This window comes from Aliiruegeria lutimaris (genome assembly GCF_900099935.1).
GTDB classification, from domain to species: domain Bacteria; phylum Pseudomonadota; class Alphaproteobacteria; order Rhodobacterales; family Rhodobacteraceae; genus Tropicimonas; species Tropicimonas lutimaris.
The window spans coordinates 16,783-35,022 of sequence record NZ_FNEK01000054.1; the positions used below are offsets into that span (position 1 = coordinate 16,783).

Below are 18,240 nucleotides of genomic sequence, written 5' to 3' on the forward strand. Positions count from 1 at the left end.
TTGTTTCAGATGGTCACCGATAATAGGCAGGGGGAATCGCGTGTCAGCAACCCTAGCGGCGCTAATGTCCCACTTTCTTCATCCGGCGCAGGATTGTTTTCTTGGAAGGTACAGGCAGACCTTCGGTTGCCAGCCGGTCCATGACCAACTCGGCAATTCCGCTCGCGGACATGCTCGGTCGCGTCTCGCGCAGTCCGGTGATCAGCTCCATAATTCTTTCGTCTGCTTCGGCAGGCAGGCGACTCGCCCGTGGCTTCGACGCAGACAGCCGATTCCGCGCCCGTGAGGCGGCATCCTTGGCCGTCATGTGAGCAAGATACTCCAGCGCTGCCTCGCTGCTGTCAGGCGCGCTCAGAAGCGTCAGGGCGAGGGGCAAGATTTCCCCGGTCAGGTTGGCCTGTTCGGTCGGGACAATGCGCAGACGGCCCTCTGTATCGCGGACAGCGCAAAGACCGGTGCTGCCGATCTCGACGATCTCGCCTTGCTCGACATGTTCCGCACCCGTGGCCATGAACGCCATCAACGTGGCCCGGAGGTGGCTGTCATCAATCACGATGTAGGCTTTCCGGCCGCAAGTTCGTGTACCGCTTCAGGTTCGACCAGCTTTCATGGCCCGACACGAGGCTGACCTGCGGAATGTCGTACCCGGCTTCGAACAGGCGGGACACGCCATCGTGGCGCAGGTCGTGGAACCGCAGGCCTTCGATGCCACAGGCGGCAACACCACGGGTAAAACTGGTGGAGATGGTCCCGCTGTCATACGGGAATATCTCGGCATCGGTTCGCACTTGGCGTTGAATCAGCGCTATCGGGTCCACTGTTTCGCCTCCGATCACGGCTGGCCCACACAGGAGCGGCACGGTCTGATCGTTTCCCTTCTTGCTGCGGGGGTGCTTGCGGTCGCGGATGACAACGGTGCGATTGTCTTCGTCCAGATCATCCCACCTGATCCGGGTAATCTCGGAGAGGCGCATCGCGGTCGAGATGGCAAACAAGGTAATATCCCACATCGGCACGACACGGCGGCGCTTGGCCCATTGCTCGCGCAATTGCAGGAGTTCGCTATCTGACGGACGCCGGTCCCGCTCCTCGGATCGGGTCACCTTGCCTGACATGGACAGGATGCGGCGTGCGGCATGGTAGTTCCCCAGCGCGGACTCATAGGGCGCGTCCAGTAAAGGTCCTGCGGTCTTCAGGATCGTGTGGATATAAGTCAGGTCTTGGCCGATAGTGGTGGACCCTGCGCCTTCGGCGGTGCGTTCCTTGGCGAAGTCCTGATACCGCGCCACGGTCAGGTCGGACAGGCGGGCGCGGCCCAGCAGTTCCGAGATATGGCGGATGGTGCTTTCCTTCGACCGGCTGATGGCCGTCACGTCGATGCACTCGGTCAGGTAGCACTGGATCAGGTCATTCAGGCGGGTGTCATCTACGGTGCGAACCCGCGCGCCCTTGGTATCAATGGTCGCTTCCTGCTGACGCGCCCAGCGCTTTGCGTCGGCCTGTTTCGGGAAGGTCTTGCTGCGGCGCTTCCCGCCAAGATTCACCTGTGCTGTCCAGCCGCCATCCTTGCGGGCCTGATAGATAGATGCCATGTGATATACTCCATGCGAGTGGAGCCGCCGCCCGGTTGACCTTGCTTGCAAACCACGGTGCAAACCGGACGGCGGCGTTTGCATATCAGTAGCAGAATTTGCACATCGTTTGCAATGAAACGCACATCGACTGCAATCCAGACACCCTCAAAACGCATACGAGACGATATTGACTGACAGTAAGTGTATACCATTAACGGAAAACAGCCTTGTGAATAAGGCCGCCCGGCTTTCCGTTGCCCCCATGCTCGACTGGACGGATCGGCATTGCCGGTATTTTCACCGGCTGATGTCGTCCCGGGCGCTGCTCTATGCCGAGATGGTCACCGCGCCGGCACTGGTCCGGGGCGGGGCGCGGCATCTGCTGGAATACAACGCGGCCGAGCATCCTGTCGCGATACAGCTGGGTGGCTCGGACCCGACCGAACTGGCGCAGGCGGCGCGGATGGCCGAGGAGGCAGGGTACGACGAGGTCAACCTGAATGTGGGTTGCCCGTCGGACCGAGTTCAGTCCGGGTTTTTCGGGGCGGTGCTGATGGAGCGTCCGGGGCTGGTGGCCGATTGCGTGGCCGAGATGGCGGCCATGGTGCGGGTGCCGGTGACGGTGAAATGCCGGATTGGGGTCGATGAACAGGAGCCGCGCGATGTGCTGCCGGAGTTCCTCGAACAGATCCGGGCCGCCGGAGTGCGGCGGGTCACGATCCATGCGCGCAAGGCCTGGCTGCAGGGGCTGAGCCCGAAGGAGAACCGGGATATCCCGCCGCTGGACTATCCGCTTGTTCACGAGATGAAGCGCGCCTTTCCGGATCTGCACATCTCGATCAATGGCGGCATTGCCTCGCTGGAGGCGGCGAAGGCGCAGCTGGCCGAGGGACTGGATGGCGTGATGATCGGGCGCGCGGCCTATCATCAGCCGGCGGATATTCTGCTGGAGGCGGATGAACGGACCTTTGGCGAGGCGGCGCGGGTTTCAAGCGCGGTGGAGGTGGCCGAGCGGATGCGCCCCTATATCGCCCGGCATCTCGAGGCCGGCGGACGGTTGCACCAGGTGACGCGCCATATGCTGGGGCTGTTCGCTGGAAAGCCCGGCGCGCGCGGCTGGCGGCGGACCTTGAGTGAGGGCGCGAGCCGCAGCGGGGCCGGGCTGGAGGTGCTGGATGCGGCGCTGGACTGCGTTACCACCGTTCAGGTGGAAGAGGGCTGAGGGCGGGGGCCTCCCTCCCGTCGAGCGCGCATCGCAGATGCGCTCCTCCCGTCGGGCGTGGCCGCGCGCTGCGCGTGCGGCGGTCGGGATCGTCGGTTCGGCAGGAAGACCATTGGGACGGCGTGGGGAGAGGTCAGGATTTCTGGCGCGCAGCCCTGCCGCCACGCCGCTTTTTCAGCAGGCCGGCGCGGGAAGGCAGTTCTTCCATCAGTGCGCGACGGGCCTCCGGGGACAGGCGGCTCCAGCCGGAAATCTCGTCCATGCTGCGAAAGCAGCCGGCGCAGATCCGGACCTCGGGGTGGATCACGCAGATCTTGTTGCAGGGCGACTCGATCTCGTCGCGTGCCCAGATATCGTCGTCCTTCATGCGTCACTCCCCAGGTGCCCGAGCCTGTCCAGCACGCCTTGCAGGATAAACCCTGCGGCGACATGGTCGATCACTTCCGCGCGACGTTTCCGGGACGTATCCGCCTCCAGAAGTGCGCGTTCGGCGGCCACGGTGGAGAGGCGCTCGTCCCAATAAGTGATAGGCAGATCCGTTAACCGCTCCAGGTTGCGGGCGAAAGCGCGGGTGGATTGGCAGCGCGGTCCCTCGCTTCCGTCCATGTTGCGCGGCAGGCCGAGCACGATTCCGCAGGCCTCGCGGGTGTCCAGGAGCTTCAGCAGCTTTTCGGCATCGACGCCGAATTTCTTGCGCCGGATCGTCTCGACCGGGGTGGCCGTGCTGAGCAACCTGTCAGAGATGGCGACGCCGATGGTCGCCGTTCCGAGGTCCAGCCCCGCGATAGGGCGGCCCCGCGTGAGCGTGGCGGCGAAGTCTTCGATCTCTTCGCAGATCATGGCGCTATTCTTCCAGACCGATGGCGATAGCGGCTTCGCGCACGATGGCCAGATGCTCAGGGTCCTTGAAGCGCTCTTGCGCCTCGCCCCAGATCGCGGCGGCCCAGTCGCGCTCGCCCAGCACGCCAAGCGAGGAGATCATGCGTGCCCAGTCCTGCGGCGGGCCACCTTCGGTCGCCAGACGGTCGCCAAGCTGTTCGACCATGCTGCGGATCATCGCGGCGCGGTCCGACGAGGACATTTCGGCGGCGGCGGCCACGTCCTCGGCGGAGGGGCCGCGTTCCTCGGGGGCGCTCTCGGCGACACCTGCTGCGGCGGCGGCTTCACGGATCGGGGCGAGGTCCTCGGGGGCGGAAAAGGTCTGTTGCGCCTCGGCCCAGATTGCGGCGGCCTGATCGCGGTTGCCGAGCACGCCATGGGCGCGGATCAGCTTGGCCCAGTCGGAGGGCGGCCCGCCTTCCTCGGCCATGCGTGCGCCAAGCTGCTCGACCATGGACTGGATCATCTCCTGGCGCTCTTCGGGGGACATTTCGGCGGCGGCGGCCATGTCCTCGGCGGTCGGACCGCCGGAAATCCCGGCCATCGGCGCCACTTGCGGCAGCGTGTATTGAATGCCCGCAAGCGCGGCCACGCCTTCAAGGCGGGCGCGAATGATCGGGATCCAGGGCGCATCCGCCGGCCCCTGCCGCAGCAGCGGCTCCCAGAAGGCAAAGGTCTGGTCCGGTCGACCGGTCTGCAGGTGCATCAGACCCATGTAGTAACGCGCAATCGGGTTGTTCGGGTCGAGCGACAGCACGCCGTTGAGCGCCCCGTCGGCCTCGCGGGAGACGTTGCCGCCCGCCGCCTGGATCAGCATCGAGGCATAGGCGGTATAATCCTGCGTGGTCGCGCCCTTGCCCTTCAGTTCGATCACCTGTTTTTGCGCCGCATGCGCCGCGGGAAGGTTGCCGAGGCGTGCCTCGTTGCGGGCCAGCAGGACCCAGCCCTGCAACTCATCGGGCCGCTCCTCGACCGCCTTGCGCAATTGTTCGACAAGTTCCGAATATTGCGGGTCCACCTCGGCGATCTGCCCGGCGGGGATCTTGGCCTCGTATTCCGTCTGGCTGGGGCGAGCCGCGCGCATTTTCTCGGCGTCTGCCATACGCTTGGAGAGCGGTTGGTCTTCGTAGCCCGGCGCGCCGAGCCGGTCATAGAGCAGGAAGCTTCCGCCGATCACGCCGAGCCCGGCAATCGCCGCGGCGGCGAAGCTCAGGCTGCGCGGCGCGGCCCGCGTTTCGGACTGTGTGGAGCGGTCCGCATCAAGGATGCGCCGCTTGATCTCGATGCGCAGGCGACCGGCTTCCTCCTCGGTCACAACACCCCGGGCGAGGTCCTTTTCCACCGCGCGGAGCTGGTCCTTGTAGATCCGGATATCGAGCTTGTCGGCGTCGCCTGTTTCCTGCGCGCGTGGCCGCAGAAGCGCCCAACCGATCAGCAGCGCCGAAACCAGCGTCAATGCGCTCGCAATAATCCAGAATGTCATGCGCCCTCCCGGCGAGTTTTTCTCGTTCCGACATGGTCTATATGGGTTTGGCCTCAGGGCAAAGCCCCCGCGGCCCGCCGACCTGTGGCATCCGATCACAAGGTCGTTTCCCGGCATCAAGATGCCGCAGGCAGGCTGTTGATCTTTCTGAAACGATCCCAAAAGGATTACCGTGTTCCGGTGTTCGCCGCGAGCACCCGGACCGCCCCAGGATGAGGACCGCCATGCGCCGCTATTCCGCCTTTGCCATTGCCCGAGAGGCCCTTCGCCATCACACCGGCTGGGAGCGCGCCTGGCGCTCGCCGGAACCCAAGAAGCGCTACAATGTGATCGTGATCGGCGCGGGCGGGCACGGGCTGGCGACGGCTTACTACCTGGGAAAGAATTACGGCATCCGCGATATCGCGGTGCTGGAGAAGGGCTGGCTGGGTGGCGGCAATACCGGGCGCAACACGACGATCATCCGCTCGAACTACCTGCAGGACCCGTCGGCCGCGATCTACGAGAAATCGCGCAGCCTCTACGAGACCTTCAGCCAGGACCTGAACTACAACGCCATGTTCAGCCCTCGCGGCGTGATGATGCTGGCCCAGACCCAGCACGAGATTCGCGGCTACCAGCGCACGGCGCATGCCAATGTGCTGCAGGGCGTGCAGACCGAGTTCATCTCGCCCGAGCGGGTGAAGGAGATCGTGCCGATCATCAATGTCGGCGGCCCGCGCTACCCGGTGCTGGGCGCACTCTGGCAGCCGCGCGCGGGGTCGGCGCGGCACGATGCCATCGCCTGGGGGTATGCGCGGGCCTGTTCGGGCATGGGCATGGATATCATCCAGAAATGCGAAGTGACCGGTGTGCGCTCCGAGGGCGGCGTGGTAACTGGGGTGAATACGTCCAAGGGCGATATCGATTGTGAAAAGCTCGCCATCGTGGTGGCCGGCCATTCAGGCCATCTCGCTGGCATGGCCGGCTTCCGGCTGCCCATCGAGTCGGTGGCGCTACAGGCGCTGGTCTCGGAGCCGATCAAACCCTGCATGGATTGCGTCGTCATGGCCAACACGGTGCATGGCTACATGAGCCAGTCCGACAAGGGCGAGATGGTGATCGGCGGTGGCGCGGACGGCTACAACAACTACACGCAGCGCGGCTCCTTCCACCATATCGAGGAGACGATCCGGGCGCTGGTCGAGACCTTCCCGATGATCTCGCGGCTGAAGATGATGCGGATGTGGGGCGGGATCGTCGACATGACGGGGGACCGCTCACCGATCATTTCCAAGACCCCGCTTGGCAACATTTTCATCAATTGCGGCTGGGGCACCGGCGGCTTTAAGTCGATCCCCGGCTCCGGCTGGGCAATGGCAGAACTGGTCGCCAAGGGCGAACCGGGACCGCTCGCGGCCGAGTTCGGGTTGGACCGGTTCAAGGAAGGCCGCTTCATCGACGAGAGCGTCGCCGCCGGGGTGGCGCACTGATGTCAGTCGTCCTGGCTTCCGCCAACGTCCGATCCGGCGCCGTCCACCCAAAAGCCGCGCGTCCTATCGGTGAAACCCTGCTCTTTGCCGAGTGCGCTGTCGTGATGGCTGCGCGACCGTTTTCGGTCGTCCGCCTCCCTGCGGATCTCGCGGCGGAGGAAAATGACAGTTATGCCGCCAATCACAGCCAGTGTGATGAACGCCGTGAAAATGTAGGTCGCTGCTTCCATGCAGGCAGGGTAACGACTTCAATCTCTTGCGGGCAACCGCTCTTGCGTACGGCCAGAGACGCTAAAACGAGAACCCGACGGTTTCGCGCCCTCTCCAAGCGGGGGAGATCAGATGGCATTCTCTGAAGAACGGGCCGAGATCATGCGCGAAGACCTGGGTTTTCAGCCGGGCCTTTCCGAGAAACGGATGTTTGGTGGCATCGCCTTCATGCTGAACGGGAACATGGCCTGCGGTGTCATCGGCAATGGCGCCATGTTCCGCGTCGGCAAGGACCGCGAGGCCGCGGCGCTGGAGCTTGGCGCCGAACCGCTTTCGTTTACGGGACAGAAGATGGGCGGGATGGTCGAGTTGGACGAAGGCGCCTTTCTCGACGACGATCTCCGTCGCTCCCTCGTGGAAATGTCCCTTTTCAATGCTGCCAGCCTGCCGCCGAAAGGATGATGACATGCTGATCCTCCAATGCCCCTATTGCGGCATCCAATGCGATGAAACCGAGCTTGCCCCCGGCGGCGAGGCGCATCTGAAGCGTTACGGCCCCGGCTCCACGGATGAAGAGTTCGAGGCCTATCTCTTCGAGCGCAAGAACCCGCTGGGCGTGCATTTCGAGCGCTGGCGCCATGCCAATGGCTGCGGCAAGTGGTTCCTCGCCGCCCGCTCGACCACCACGCTTGAGGTTTTTGGTACCTACAAGGCGCAGACAACCGAGCCGCCCGCCGAGATCGTCGCCGCGATCAAGGCGAAACTGCCTGACTGGGAGGGCCGTCAATGAGCATGCGTCTGGAACAGGGCGGTCGGTTGATAAACCGCGAGAAGCCGCTGGGATTTGTCTTCGACAGCAACCGGCTCAAGGGGTTCGAAGGTGACACGCTCGCCTCGGCGCTGCTCGGCGCGGGCAAGATGCTGGTCAACCGCTCCTACAAGTATCACCGTCCGCGCGGCATCGTTGCCTCCGGGCCGGAGGAGCCCAACGCGCTGGTCGGGCTGGGGCAGGGCGCGTGGTTCGAACCGGACCAGCGGGCCACCACCACCGAGTTGTTCGACGGGCTGACGGCGATGCCGCAGAACGCCTGGCCCTCGCTCGGTTTCGACGTGATGGCGGTGAATGGCTGGATGTCGAAATTCATGCCGGCGGGATTCTATTACAAGACCTTCATCTGGCCGCGCGCCTTCTGGAAGCATGTCTACGAGCCCGTCATCCGCGAGGCCGCGGCCTCGGGCCGCCCGCCGCAGGAGCCCGATGCCGACAAGTACGAGCATTTCTATGCCTTCGTGGATGTGCTGGTGGTCGGCGGCGGGATCGCCGGGCTGCAAGCCGCGCTGACGGCCGGGAAATCCGGCGCGCGCGTGCTGCTGATGGAGCAGACAGCGCATTGGGGTGGACGCGCGCCGGTTGATGGCGCGGAAATCGACGGCAAGCCCGCCGATGACTGGATCGCCGAGACGCTGGCTGCGCTGGAGGCGATGGAGAATGTCACGCTGCGTAACCGCACCATGGGCGCGGGCGTCTTCGACCACGGCTATGCGCTAGGCTACGAACGCGTGGCCGATCACACGCCCGGCGATGGCCGCGTGCGTCACCGGCTCTGGCGCATCCGCGCCAAGCAGATCGTCACCGCCACCGGCGCGATCGAGCGCCCGTTGAGCTTCGCTGGCAATGACGTTCCGGGCGTCATGCTGGCTTCGGCCATGCGCGATTACGTGGTCAATTACGGCGTCGCGCCGGGCAGGAAGGTGGTCGTCGTCACCAATAACGACGACGCCTATCGGACCGTTCTGGCGCTGATCGATGCCGGGCTGGAAGTGCCGGTTGTCGTCGATGCTCGCGAGCGCAGTGACGGCCCGCTCGCGAGCGAGGCCATGCGCCGTGGCGTGGCGGTGGAATGCGGCGCGGCGATCATGAAGGTGAAGGGCAAGAAGCGGGTGGAGGGCGTCATGCTCTGCCGTGGCAACGGGACCGGCGGCGCGGGGGCACCGGTTGAATGCGACGCCGTGGCCATGTCCGGCGGTTGGTCGCCGGTGGTGCATCTGTGGTCCCATTGCGGCGGCAAGCTCAAGTGGTCCGAGGAGAACGCGCATTTCTACCCCGATCCCTCCCGCGCGCCCACTGGCGCGCAGGGTGAGGCGTTTGTCCGCACGGCCGGCATCGCTTCCGGCGCGATGGGCACGGGGTCGGTGCTAAAGGATGCAGCCGCTGCCGGTGCCGCTGCTTCGCGGTCGGCGGGTTTCAAGGCGCGCGCGGCAGCGGCCAAGGCCGCGGATGCCGAGGAGTGGCCGATGAAACCGGTCTGGGTGATGCCGGAGCAGGCGCTGCCGGAACTCAGGTCCAAGATGTTTCTCGACTTCCAGAACGACGTGAAGGTGGCCGATATCCAGCTTGCCGTGCAGGAGGGCTATGAGAGCGTCGAGCTGACCAAGCGGTACACCACGCTCGGCATGGCCAATGATCAGGGAAAGCTTTCCAATATCAACGGCCTGGCGATTCTTGCCGACAGTCTTGGCGCCGAGATCCCGCAGGTTGGCACCACGACCTTCCGCCCGCCTTACCAGCCGATCTCCTTCGGTTCCATCGCGGGAGAGGCGCGCGGCGAGATCTTCCAACCGCTCCGGCGCACGCCGATGCATGACTGGCACGAGCACAACGGCGTTGCATGGGAGCCGGTCGGCCATTGGCGGCGGCCCTATTGCTATCCGAAACCGGGCGAGGACCACGAGGCCGCAGTGGCACGCGAGGTGCTGGCCACGCGCAATTCGCTGGGGCTGCTGGACGCTTCGACGCTGGGCAAGCTCGTGGTGAAGGGGCCGGATGCCGGGCGCTTCCTCGACATGCTCTACACCAACAAGATGTCGACGCTGAAGCCGGGCAAGTGCCGCTATGGGCTGATGTGCAACGAGAACGGGTTCCTCAGCGATGACGGCGTGGTGGCGCGGCTCGACGAGGACACCTTCCTCTGCCACACCACCTCGGGCGGTGCGGACCGAATCCATGGCTGGATGGAAGACTGGCTGCAATGCGAGTGGTGGGACTGGAAGGTCTATGTCGCCAACGTGACCGAGCAATGGGGCCAGATCGCCGTTGTCGGCCCGAATGCGCGCAAGCTTCTGGAGAAGCTCGGCGGCATGGATGTCTCCAAGGAGGCGCTGCCCTTCATGGGCTGGGTCGAGGGCGAGTTGGACGGGATCACGGTGCGTATCTTCCGTATCTCCTTCTCGGGCGAACTCAGCTACGAGCTTGCCGTGCCCGCAGGCGAGGCCATGGCGCTCTGGTCGAAGCTGCTTGTCGCGGGCCGCGAATGGTCCATCACGCCCTACGGCACCGAGGCGCTGCATATCATGCGGGCAGAGAAGGGCTTCATCATGATCGGCGACGAGACCGACGGCACGGTGATCCCGCAGGATCTCGGGCTTGGCTGGGCGATCTCCAAGAAAAAGGACGATTACCTCGGCAAGCGGGCGCAGGAGCGTTCCCACATGGTCAGCCCGGATCGTTGGAAGCTCGTCGGTCTGGAGACGCTGGATGGCTCCGTGCTGCCCGATGGCGCCTATGCGGTGGGCAAGGGCGTCAATGGCAACGGCCAGCGCAACACGATTGGCCGGGTGACCTCCACCTATATGTCGCCGACGCTGGGCAAGGGGATCGCCATGGGGCTGGTCCATCACGGGCCGGATCGGATGGGCGAGGTGATCAAGTTCGTGGCCACCGATGAAAGCGTGATCGAGGCGAAGATCGTCAGCCCGGTCTTCTATGACCCGGACGGGGAGAAGCAGGATGTCTGATGCCGTAACCGCCCCGAAAGGGGCCAGTTCAGTCGGGCCGGTGGCCCAGGTCGAGGAACGCGGGCTGCAGGGCATGGTAACCCTGCGGGCGGATCTGTCCGAGCCGGCGCTTGCCGGTGCGGTGAAGGCCGCGACGGGTTGCGCGCTGCCGGAAACCCGGCAGATCCTCTACAACGGGGATCGGGCCGTGGCCTGGATGTCGCCGGACGAACTGCTGCTGCTGGTTCCTTATGTGGACACCGTGGACGTCGTTGCCGCGCTGGAGGCGGCGCTTGCGGGAGTCCACCATCTCGCGGTCGATGTCTCGGATGCGCGGGCGAGTTTCGCCATCAGCGGGCCGGGCGCACGCGAGGTGCTGGCGCGGCTGTGCCCGGTGGATCTCTCGCCCGTGGCCTTTGGGCCCGGCGAAATCCGTCGCACCCGGCTTGCCCAGGTGCCCGCGGCCTTCTGGACAGATGAAGCGGGGCGCTTCACGCTGGTCTGTTTCCGCTCCGTTGCCCGCTATGCCTTCGATGCGTTGGTCGGTGCGGCGAGCGGCGACAAGGTTGGCTATTTCCAGGAGAGTTGAGTTCAGGGCCGGAGACCGTCCGGCCCGATTGGCCGCGCTCCCGTAACAATCCCCTAAGCTGTCACAGAATGACCGCATTTCCGGGGAAAAGTGGCCCCCAGGGCCGCATTCCGCGGCAAATTTGGGAGATCGTAACGTGACCGAGGACAATCGGGAAACCGGTGGGACGGGACGGGTTGATCGGGAAGCGCAGCCAAGGCTTCCGGCCGAGTGCCTTGTTGACGGAACCTATATCCGCCTCATGCACCGTTCGGGTGAAGGCGCGCCGGTTCTTGTCGTGTTTGGAGACGAAGTCACTGGCCCGCGCGGGCAGGTGGCGCGCCCGCTTGGGCTGAGGGTGGAAAAAGAGACCGACCTTTACGAGGTGATCCCCAAGGGGCGGCACTGGTATCCGGTCAGCGAGACCGGGCCGATGTCGGAAACACTGGCGCGCGTCAAGGATGGCAAGTCGGCCGTGGCCCTTGGTGCTTCGATGGGCGGCTATGGCGTGCTGCGCTACGGTGCACGGGCGGGCTGCGGTACGGTGCTGGCCTTCTCTCCGCAGGCGCGGCTGGAACCGGGCATGACCACTGTGGGTGCCAGGCACGCGCGGAACTACCGCGAGGAATTGCATTCGGACATGGACGTCGAGCCCGCGCATCTGCCCGAGCGCGCCTATGTGGTGATCGACCCGGCCGATGCGCATGACCTTTTGCATGCCGAGCTGCTGCGCCACGAGGCAGGCGTCGAGGTGATCGCGCTTGCCCATATGGGCCATCGCTGCGAGCGTGCGCTTTCCTCGCCCGAGATCGTCGATGCGGCGCTCGAAGCGGCGACGGCTGGCAATCGCGAGGGGCTGGCACGCGCGCTGCGGCGTGGCCGGCGCAACGTGCCGGGCTATCTTGCGCGGCTTTCGCTGGCCTGTTCGGAACGCGGACATCCGCAATGGGCCGCCGAAATCGCGCGCCTTCCGGAACGCGAGGGCAAGCCGCTCTCGCCCGACCTGCGGCTTGCGCTGGCGGTTGCGCGGGCCGGCATGGGGCAACCTTTCGAGGCGCTCGAACAGATCGAGTCGCTGATCGTCTCCTCGCCGCGCAACGCGGGCTACTGGCGCGCGCTGGCCGAGCAATACGAGGCGATGGGCGAGGAAGAGGCCGCTTCCGAAGTGATGCAACTTGCGCTGGAAAAAACGGAAAATTTCCTTTTCTGCTGGAAGCTGATCCGCAATCGGATGGATATAGGCGCCAACGAGGAAGCGCTTCTGCTGGCCGAAATGGCATTGGAACATTGGCCCGAACGGGCCGCGCAAGTAGAAAAGATAAAGGAGCGCATCGCCTCGGCCGCTTGATGGACCCGCGACTTGCGGGCAGGGGCATCGCGCAGTGAGGAAGAGCAGAATGTCTGGGAGCAACCTGGAGGCACGGCCTGCGCTGGAGGCCTACAAAACCGCCGCGCGCAACGATCTGAGGCGCTACCCCTCGCCGGAAAAGGACGGCGAACGGCTCTACCCTCTGGCGAGCCCGAGCGTGCGGCCCGGCTTCTCCATGAGCCGCAGCGATACCGTCTTCACCATCGGGTCCTGTTTTGCACGCAATGTCGAATCCGCCCTGGCCGGTAACGGCCTCGTCGTGCTGAGCCGCGATTTCGAACTCGGCCCGATCGGCGAAGGGCTGGGTTTTGCCGGGAACTTCTTCAACAAATACTCGATCCACTCGATCATTAACGAGTTCCGCTGGGCGATGGATCGGTCCACCTTTCCAGGCCGGGACCTGCTCTACACCGCAAAGGAAGGCAGCGAGAGCTATCTGGATCTGCAACTCGGTTCTTCGAAGCTCGATTACCCCATCACCGAGATCCTCGAATTCCGTCACCGTTTTCTTGATGTGATGGCACAGGCCGCCGAGGCGGATGTGCTGGTGGTCACGCTCGGCTATGTCGAGGTCTGGTTCGACCGCAAGCTCGACATCTATCTCAACGTGGCGCCCCCGCCCGCCCTGGCCAAGCGGGAGCCAGAGCGTTTCGAGTTCCGTGTTTTGAGCTACGAGGATGTGCTCGCCGGCCTGCGCGAGATGCGGGAGTTGCTTCTCAAATACCGTCGCAAGCCGCTTCGGATGCTGCTTACCGTCTCGCCGGTGCCGCTCCTGTCGACATTCCGCGACATGGATGTGCTTGTCGCCAACTCCTATTCCAAATCGGTGCAGCGCGCCGCCATCGACGCCTTCGTGGCCGAGAGCGACGGCGTGGATTACTTCCCCTCCTATGAATTCGTCACTTTGAGCGATCCGCGCGTGGCCTGGTCGCGTGGCGATTACCGACACGTCTCGGCCGATCTCGTGGCGCGTATCATGGCGACCGTCCTGCAACGTTACGTGGAAGGCGAGAGCGGTCTCGCCAGCCCGGAGGCCGTTGGCGTGCAGTCCCTGGAAGCCTCGGTGCGCATGGTAATGAGGCTGGGCGAATATGCCGAAGCCGCGGCCTTGTTGGAACGCAATGCCAAGCTGGTTGCGGGAAATGGCGGGCTGGAACTGCAATTCGGAACGGCGCTGCAGGAGACCGGGCGTTTTGAGGAGGCCTTCGACGCATTTGCGCGGGCCGGAGAGCTTTTGCCGAACAACCCCGATCCTCTGGAGGCTCAGATCCAGTGTTGCCGCAAGCTCGGGCGCGGCCCCCACGCCGAAATGCTGCTGGCCGAGCATTCCGAGCGTTTTCCGGGCAGAACAGCCTTTCGGGATGACGACGAGTGGCAAGGCGTGCTTTGACAGAAAATTGATTATTTTCGTAAGGCTTTGAGGTGTTACGGTTCGGTTCCTGCAACGGGATGGCTTGACGCCGGAGCGGTCGGCCTTCAGAAACTTGCAAGGAAATGTTGCACCTGAAGGAACTCGCACAATGTCTTTTGATCTCCCCGACCTGCCCTATGCGCATGATGCCCTCGCCGATCTTGGCATGAGCAAGGAGACACTCGAATACCACCACGACCTGCACCACAAGGCCTATGTCGACAATGGCAACAAGCTGATCGCGGGCACCGAGTGGGAGGGAAAACCTCTCGAGGAAATCGTGAAGGGCACGTATGACGCCGGCGCAGTCGCGCAGAACGGCATCTTCAACAATGCCTCGCAGCATTGGAACCACATGCAGTTCTGGGAAATGATGGGCCCGGGCGGCAATGCCCTACCTGGCGCGCTTGAAAAGGCCATCGTCGAGAGCTTTGGATCCGTGGACGAGTTCAAGTCCCAGTTCGCCGCCGCGGGCGCCGGTCAGTTCGGCTCTGGCTGGTGCTGGCTGGTAAAGGATACCGACGGTTCCCTGAAAGTCACCAAGACCGAGAACGGGGTGAACCCGCTTTGCTTCGGCCAGACGGCCCTGCTCGGCTGCGACGTGTGGGAGCACTCCTACTATATCGACTTCCGCAACAAGCGCCCCGCCTACCTGTCGAACTTCCTCGACAAGCTGGTGAACTGGGAAAACGTGGCCTCGCGCCTGTAACAGCACAGATAGCTAGGTTTTCCACCCCTCGGGTTTTCCCGGGGGGTGTTTCGTTTTTGAATGCCAGTGGTTTGGACCGTCAAGCGGATAGCTGATGTTGAAAGGGGACTTGGCCCCCTCGCGCTCTTTCGAGCGCTCCCCCCAGGATACTTCCGGAAAGAGGAAATGGGCGCGGAGTTCGTTCATCTTTCCTGAAAATACCTCCGCCGGAGGCACAATCCGCAGGATCGTTCACGTGCGCGCCCTCGAACTGAAACTTTGTCCGATATGCATGATGACACGCTGCGAGCTCATGGCATGAAATTGTCCCAACCTGGCTTGCGCCTGCGGTTCTTGCGTGATCGACAGAGCGGAAAGGGAGAGCGCCATAAGTGACACGCAGCGCGGCATTCTGGCAATGATCGGAGCCTGCACAATCTGGGGGCTGTCGCCGCTCTTCTACAAGCTGCTGGCCCATGTGCCACCGCTGGAGGTGCTGAGCTATCGCACGCTCTGGCCGCTTGGCCTGTTTGGCGCGATTCTTGCCATTCAGGGGCAGCTTGGCCGACTTCGTGCTTTTCTCGGCCGCCGCTGGCCGATTGTCGCCCTTGCTGCCATCATGATCTCGATAAACTGGGGCTTCTATATCTGGTCGATTCAGGTCGAGCGGGCGATGGAAGCCTCGCTCGGCTATTACACCTTCCCACTGGTCGCGGTGCTGATGGGGGTGGTGGTCTTCGGCGAGCGTCTAGCACTTCTGCAATGGCTGGCGGTCGGAATGGCAACGGCGGGCGTGCTGGTGTTGACCTTCGGCCTTGGCCTCGTTCCCGTTGTCGCACTGATCCTTGCGGTGACCTTCGGCTTCTATGGTCTGATCAAGAAACGTCTGCAAAGCGGGGCGATGATTTCGGTCACGGCTGAAGTGTTGCTGCTCTCGCCCTTGGCCACCGGCTGGCTGATCTGGCTGGCAAGCAGTGGCAGTGGCGGGCCGCAGGCGACGGGTTGGGAGACGCAGCTCCTGCTCGCGCTCTCCGGTCCGATGACGGCGGGGCCGTTGATCCTGTTCTCCTATGCCACCCACCGGGTGAATCTGGCGACGGTCGGGCTCCTGCAATACCTGAACCCGACACTGCAATTCCTCTGCGCGGCGCTGGTCTTTGGCGAGCCGTTCACCCGCTGGCACGGCCTCACCTTTGCCCTGATCTGGGCGGCGCTAGCCCTCTATTCCGCTCAGGCGTTGCGGGCCGATCGCGCTGCGCGCAGGCGTGCCATCAATGCCTCCAGATCCGAGACGGTCTGAACGAAATCGAGAATGCCGGCCTCGGCAAAGCCCTGATCCACGACATGCCGCATCAGCGCGGTGAGTGGCGCCCAGTAGCCGGCGGTATCGAAGAGCAGGATCGGCTTGTCGTGCAGGCCGAGCTGGGCCCATGTCAGCACCTCGAAAAACTCGTCGAGCGAGCCCGCACCGCCCGGCAGCACGACAATGGCATCGGCATTCATGAACATGACCTTCTTGCGTTCATGCATCGTCTCGGTGACGATGAAGCTTGTAAGATCACGTTTGCCGACTTCGCGCTTGAACAGATGTACGGGAATGACCCCGAATGTCTCTGCGCCACCGATCTGCGCCGACCGGGCGACGCGCCCCATCAGGCCGATATCGCCCGCGCCATAGACCAGCCGCCAGCCCTCCTGGGCAATGGCCGTGCCGAGCGCTTCTGCGGCCTCGGCATAGGCCGGATCGGTCCCGTCGCGGGAGCCGCAATAGACGCAAATGGAAAAGTTTTGTGACATAGCTGCAAGCCCCTGAGGTTACATCCTTTCGTTTCGTGATAGCGGGCTTGCTATTGGCACTCAACCCGCGCAGGGGAGGAGGTAGGGCTGCCTTGGGGAAGGAAGAAATGTCTGTAAAGGAAACGCTTGGGCGTACAGGCGGCATCGCGGCTATGGCTGCGGCAGTTGCTGCTGCGGGCCTGGCCTATTTCCTTTATCTGGGACAAACGCCCGAAAACCCGGCGCCCGTAACGCAGTTGCCGATGGATGCAGCGCAGCCTGAAGGGCTGTCGGGATCCGGGCCTGTGCCCGCGCAGCCCGACAGCAGCGCAGCTCCTCCACCCGCGACCGCATCTTCCGGCGAGGCGACCGCCGTTCCCGAGAATGCTCCGGCCGCCGTGGCAGATGCCGATTCGGAAAAGGTGGCCACCGAAGAGAGCCCGGACGCCAAAGAGGATACCGCTGCGGATGCCCCCGCAATCGAGTTGCCGCGTTTCAGCGATATGCGGCTCGATGCCGAGGGGACGGCCGTGATTGCGGGGACAGCACCGGCTGATTTCGAGGTTCAGGTCCGGGAGGGGGAGATCGCGCTTGCGTCTGCAAAGGCGAATGCGTCGGGCGATTTTGCCATGGTTTTCTATCTGCCTCCGACCGGTGCTGCCCGCGTTCTCTATCTCGTGGCGGTTGATGAAAAGGGGCGGGAATATCGCTCCGAACAAAGCGCCATCCTGACCCCGCCGGTGGCGCCCGCCCCGGTTCCCGAGGAGGTCGAGGTAGCTGCTGCCGAGGCAATTGCCCCCGATCAGGCACGGCTTCCGGGGGCGGCGGATGTGCCCGATGCAGAGGGCGCTTCGGCGGGCAAGGAACCGTCCGAAACGGCCGCGCGCGGGACGGAGCAGGCGCAGGAGGAAACCGCCGAACTGCCCGCTGTTGCAGATGTGGCGAAGCCGCAAACGGCCGAAGGCGATACGGTTGCTGGCGATACGGTTGCAGCGGAGACGCCGGGCAAAGAAGCGGCCGAGACCACGGCGCAGGCACCCGACGAGCCGGCTGTCGAGCCTGCGGAAGAGACGCTGGTTGCGGAACAGCCCGAACCGGTCGGATCGGTGAGTGAAGCCACGTCCGACGCGGTGCCGACCGTCCTTCTGGCAGGCCATGAAGGTGTGGAATTGCTGCAACCCGCGACTGCCAGCATGGAGCGGCTGCTGGACCGGGTTGTCATCGACATCATCAGCTATTCCGACGATGGCAGCGTATCGCTTTCCGGGCGAGCGGCTATGTCGATGCCAAGGGCGGACCGGGTGCAGGTCTACCTGAACAACAAGCCGGTTCAGACTACGGCCATTGCGCTGGATGGCAGCTGGAAGATGCGCCTGCCGCCGGTGAAACCGGGCATCTACACCCTGCGTGTCGATCAGGTGGACGCAGCCGGCGGGGTCGTCGCGCGTTTCGAGACCCCCTTCAAGCGCGAAGATCCGATGGACCTGGCGCGGATGACACCGACCGATCTTGTGCCGGGCGGTCTGGCCGCTTCGGTCATCACCGTGCAGCCGGGCTACACGCTGTGGGGCATTGCAACGGATCGCTATGGCAGCGGTTTCGACTACGTCCAAATCTTCGAGGCCAACCGGAACCAGATCCGCGATCCGGACCTGATCTATCCGGGGCAGGTGTTCGATCTGCCTGACAAGGAAGAAGACCCGGCGGAGTGAGGGGTACCTAGAGCGTGTCGCGTTTAATCGGCCTCATAGCCTGCGGCTTTGAAGTAGTTGTAGCATTCTTCGTCCGAGAAGAGGTTGCAGACCTGTCCGACG

Annotated in this window: 18 protein-coding genes; 11 read left to right on the forward strand and 7 right to left on the reverse strand. The window is 64.1% G+C overall.

The window, feature by feature from the left end; translation table 11 throughout:
- Nucleotides 1–61: 61 nt before the first annotated feature.
- Entirely contained in the window at nucleotides 62–553 is a 492-nt protein-coding gene (locus BLR85_RS20040; RefSeq protein ID WP_093161385.1) for a hypothetical protein, read from the reverse strand.
- Nucleotides 546–1,592 (reverse strand): tyrosine-type recombinase/integrase, encoded by a 1,047-nt coding sequence (locus BLR85_RS20045; protein WP_170844661.1) that lies wholly within the window; start codon nucleotides 1,590–1,592, stop codon nucleotides 546–548. The genes BLR85_RS20040 and BLR85_RS20045 overlap by 8 nt, the downstream gene beginning before the upstream one ends.
- Before the next feature lie 211 nt (nucleotides 1,593–1,803).
- Between BLR85_RS20045 and dusA the strand changes: the two genes are divergently transcribed.
- On the forward strand, nucleotides 1,804–2,796 hold the full coding sequence (gene dusA, locus BLR85_RS20050) for a tRNA dihydrouridine(20/20a) synthase DusA (RefSeq protein WP_280138505.1): 993 nt from the start codon (nucleotides 1,804–1,806) through the stop codon (nucleotides 2,794–2,796).
- Between the two features lie 133 nt (nucleotides 2,797–2,929).
- Here dusA and BLR85_RS20055 read toward each other — a convergent pair whose 3' ends face one another.
- Genes BLR85_RS20055 through ccmI form a run of 3 tightly spaced genes read right to left on the reverse strand, consistent with a single transcriptional unit; the run spans nucleotide 2,930 to nucleotide 5,158 of the window.
- Nucleotides 2,930–3,163, reverse strand: a complete 234-nt coding sequence (locus BLR85_RS20055) for a DUF1289 domain-containing protein (protein ID WP_093161394.1) — start codon at nucleotides 3,161–3,163, stop codon at nucleotides 2,930–2,932.
- A complete protein-coding gene (gene ruvX, locus BLR85_RS20060) occupies nucleotides 3,160–3,636 on the reverse strand; it encodes a Holliday junction resolvase RuvX (protein WP_093161397.1) in 477 nt (158 codons plus the stop codon). The genes BLR85_RS20055 and ruvX overlap by 4 nt, the downstream gene beginning before the upstream one ends.
- Nucleotides 3,637–3,640: 4 nt before the next feature.
- Entirely contained in the window at nucleotides 3,641–5,158 is a 1,518-nt protein-coding gene (ccmI, locus tag BLR85_RS20065; RefSeq protein ID WP_093161400.1) for a c-type cytochrome biogenesis protein CcmI, read from the reverse strand.
- Between the two features lie 224 nt (nucleotides 5,159–5,382).
- On the opposite strand from ccmI, the gene BLR85_RS20070 reads away from it, so the two are divergent.
- A complete protein-coding gene (locus BLR85_RS20070) occupies nucleotides 5,383–6,630 on the forward strand; it encodes a sarcosine oxidase subunit beta family protein (protein WP_093161404.1) in 1,248 nt (415 codons plus the stop codon).
- 2 nt (nucleotides 6,631–6,632) lie between these two features.
- Here the strand turns inward: BLR85_RS20070 and BLR85_RS20075 are convergent, their stop codons facing one another.
- Nucleotides 6,633–6,860 (reverse strand): hypothetical protein, encoded by a 228-nt coding sequence (locus BLR85_RS20075; RefSeq protein WP_093161407.1) that lies wholly within the window; start codon nucleotides 6,858–6,860, stop codon nucleotides 6,633–6,635.
- 112 nt (nucleotides 6,861–6,972) lie between these two features.
- Between BLR85_RS20075 and BLR85_RS20080 the strand changes: the two genes are divergently transcribed.
- The 8 genes from BLR85_RS20080 (at nucleotide 6,973) to rarD (ending at nucleotide 15,950) form a co-directional block, all read left to right on the forward strand.
- Nucleotides 6,973–7,302, forward strand: a complete 330-nt coding sequence (locus BLR85_RS20080; RefSeq protein ID WP_093161410.1) for a TfoX/Sxy family protein — start codon at nucleotides 6,973–6,975, stop codon at nucleotides 7,300–7,302.
- Between the two features lie 4 nt (nucleotides 7,303–7,306).
- Nucleotides 7,307–7,630 carry a sarcosine oxidase subunit delta gene (locus BLR85_RS20085; protein WP_093161433.1) on the forward strand — a complete coding sequence of 108 codons (324 nt, stop codon included), beginning with the start codon at nucleotides 7,307–7,309 and terminating at the stop codon, nucleotides 7,628–7,630.
- Nucleotides 7,627–10,635 carry a sarcosine oxidase subunit alpha family protein gene (locus BLR85_RS20090; RefSeq protein WP_093161412.1) on the forward strand — a complete coding sequence of 1,003 codons (3,009 nt, stop codon included), beginning with the start codon at nucleotides 7,627–7,629 and terminating at the stop codon, nucleotides 10,633–10,635. Before BLR85_RS20085 ends, BLR85_RS20090 begins: the two co-directional genes overlap by 4 nt.
- Nucleotides 10,628–11,203: a sarcosine oxidase subunit gamma gene (locus tag BLR85_RS20095; protein ID WP_093161415.1), complete on the forward strand. Its 576-nt coding sequence runs from the start codon at nucleotides 10,628–10,630 to the stop codon at nucleotides 11,201–11,203. Before BLR85_RS20090 ends, BLR85_RS20095 begins: the two co-directional genes overlap by 8 nt.
- Nucleotides 11,204–11,339: 136 nt before the next feature.
- Complete coding sequence (locus tag BLR85_RS20100; protein ID WP_093161418.1) at nucleotides 11,340–12,530, forward strand: tetratricopeptide repeat protein; 1,191 nt, start codon at nucleotides 11,340–11,342, stop codon at nucleotides 12,528–12,530.
- Between the two features lie 49 nt (nucleotides 12,531–12,579).
- Nucleotides 12,580–13,941 (forward strand): GSCFA domain-containing protein, encoded by a 1,362-nt coding sequence (locus tag BLR85_RS20105; RefSeq protein WP_093161421.1) that lies wholly within the window; start codon nucleotides 12,580–12,582, stop codon nucleotides 13,939–13,941.
- 130 nt (nucleotides 13,942–14,071) lie between these two features.
- Complete coding sequence (locus BLR85_RS20110; protein ID WP_093161424.1) at nucleotides 14,072–14,671, forward strand: superoxide dismutase; 600 nt, start codon at nucleotides 14,072–14,074, stop codon at nucleotides 14,669–14,671.
- Nucleotides 14,672–15,008: 337 nt separating this feature from the next.
- A complete protein-coding gene (gene rarD / locus BLR85_RS20115) occupies nucleotides 15,009–15,950 on the forward strand; it encodes an EamA family transporter RarD (RefSeq protein WP_342028801.1) in 942 nt (313 codons plus the stop codon).
- Here the strand turns inward: rarD and BLR85_RS20120 are convergent.
- Entirely contained in the window at nucleotides 15,881–16,447 is a 567-nt protein-coding gene (locus tag BLR85_RS20120; RefSeq protein WP_093161427.1) for an LOG family protein, read from the reverse strand. The two genes, rarD and BLR85_RS20120, sit on opposite strands and share 70 nt — an antisense overlap.
- 107 nt (nucleotides 16,448–16,554) lie before the next feature.
- Between BLR85_RS20120 and BLR85_RS20125 the strand changes: the two genes are divergently transcribed.
- Entirely contained in the window at nucleotides 16,555–18,138 is a 1,584-nt protein-coding gene (locus tag BLR85_RS20125) for a LysM peptidoglycan-binding domain-containing protein (protein WP_093161430.1), read from the forward strand.
- Nucleotides 18,139–18,240 lie beyond the last annotated feature (102 nt).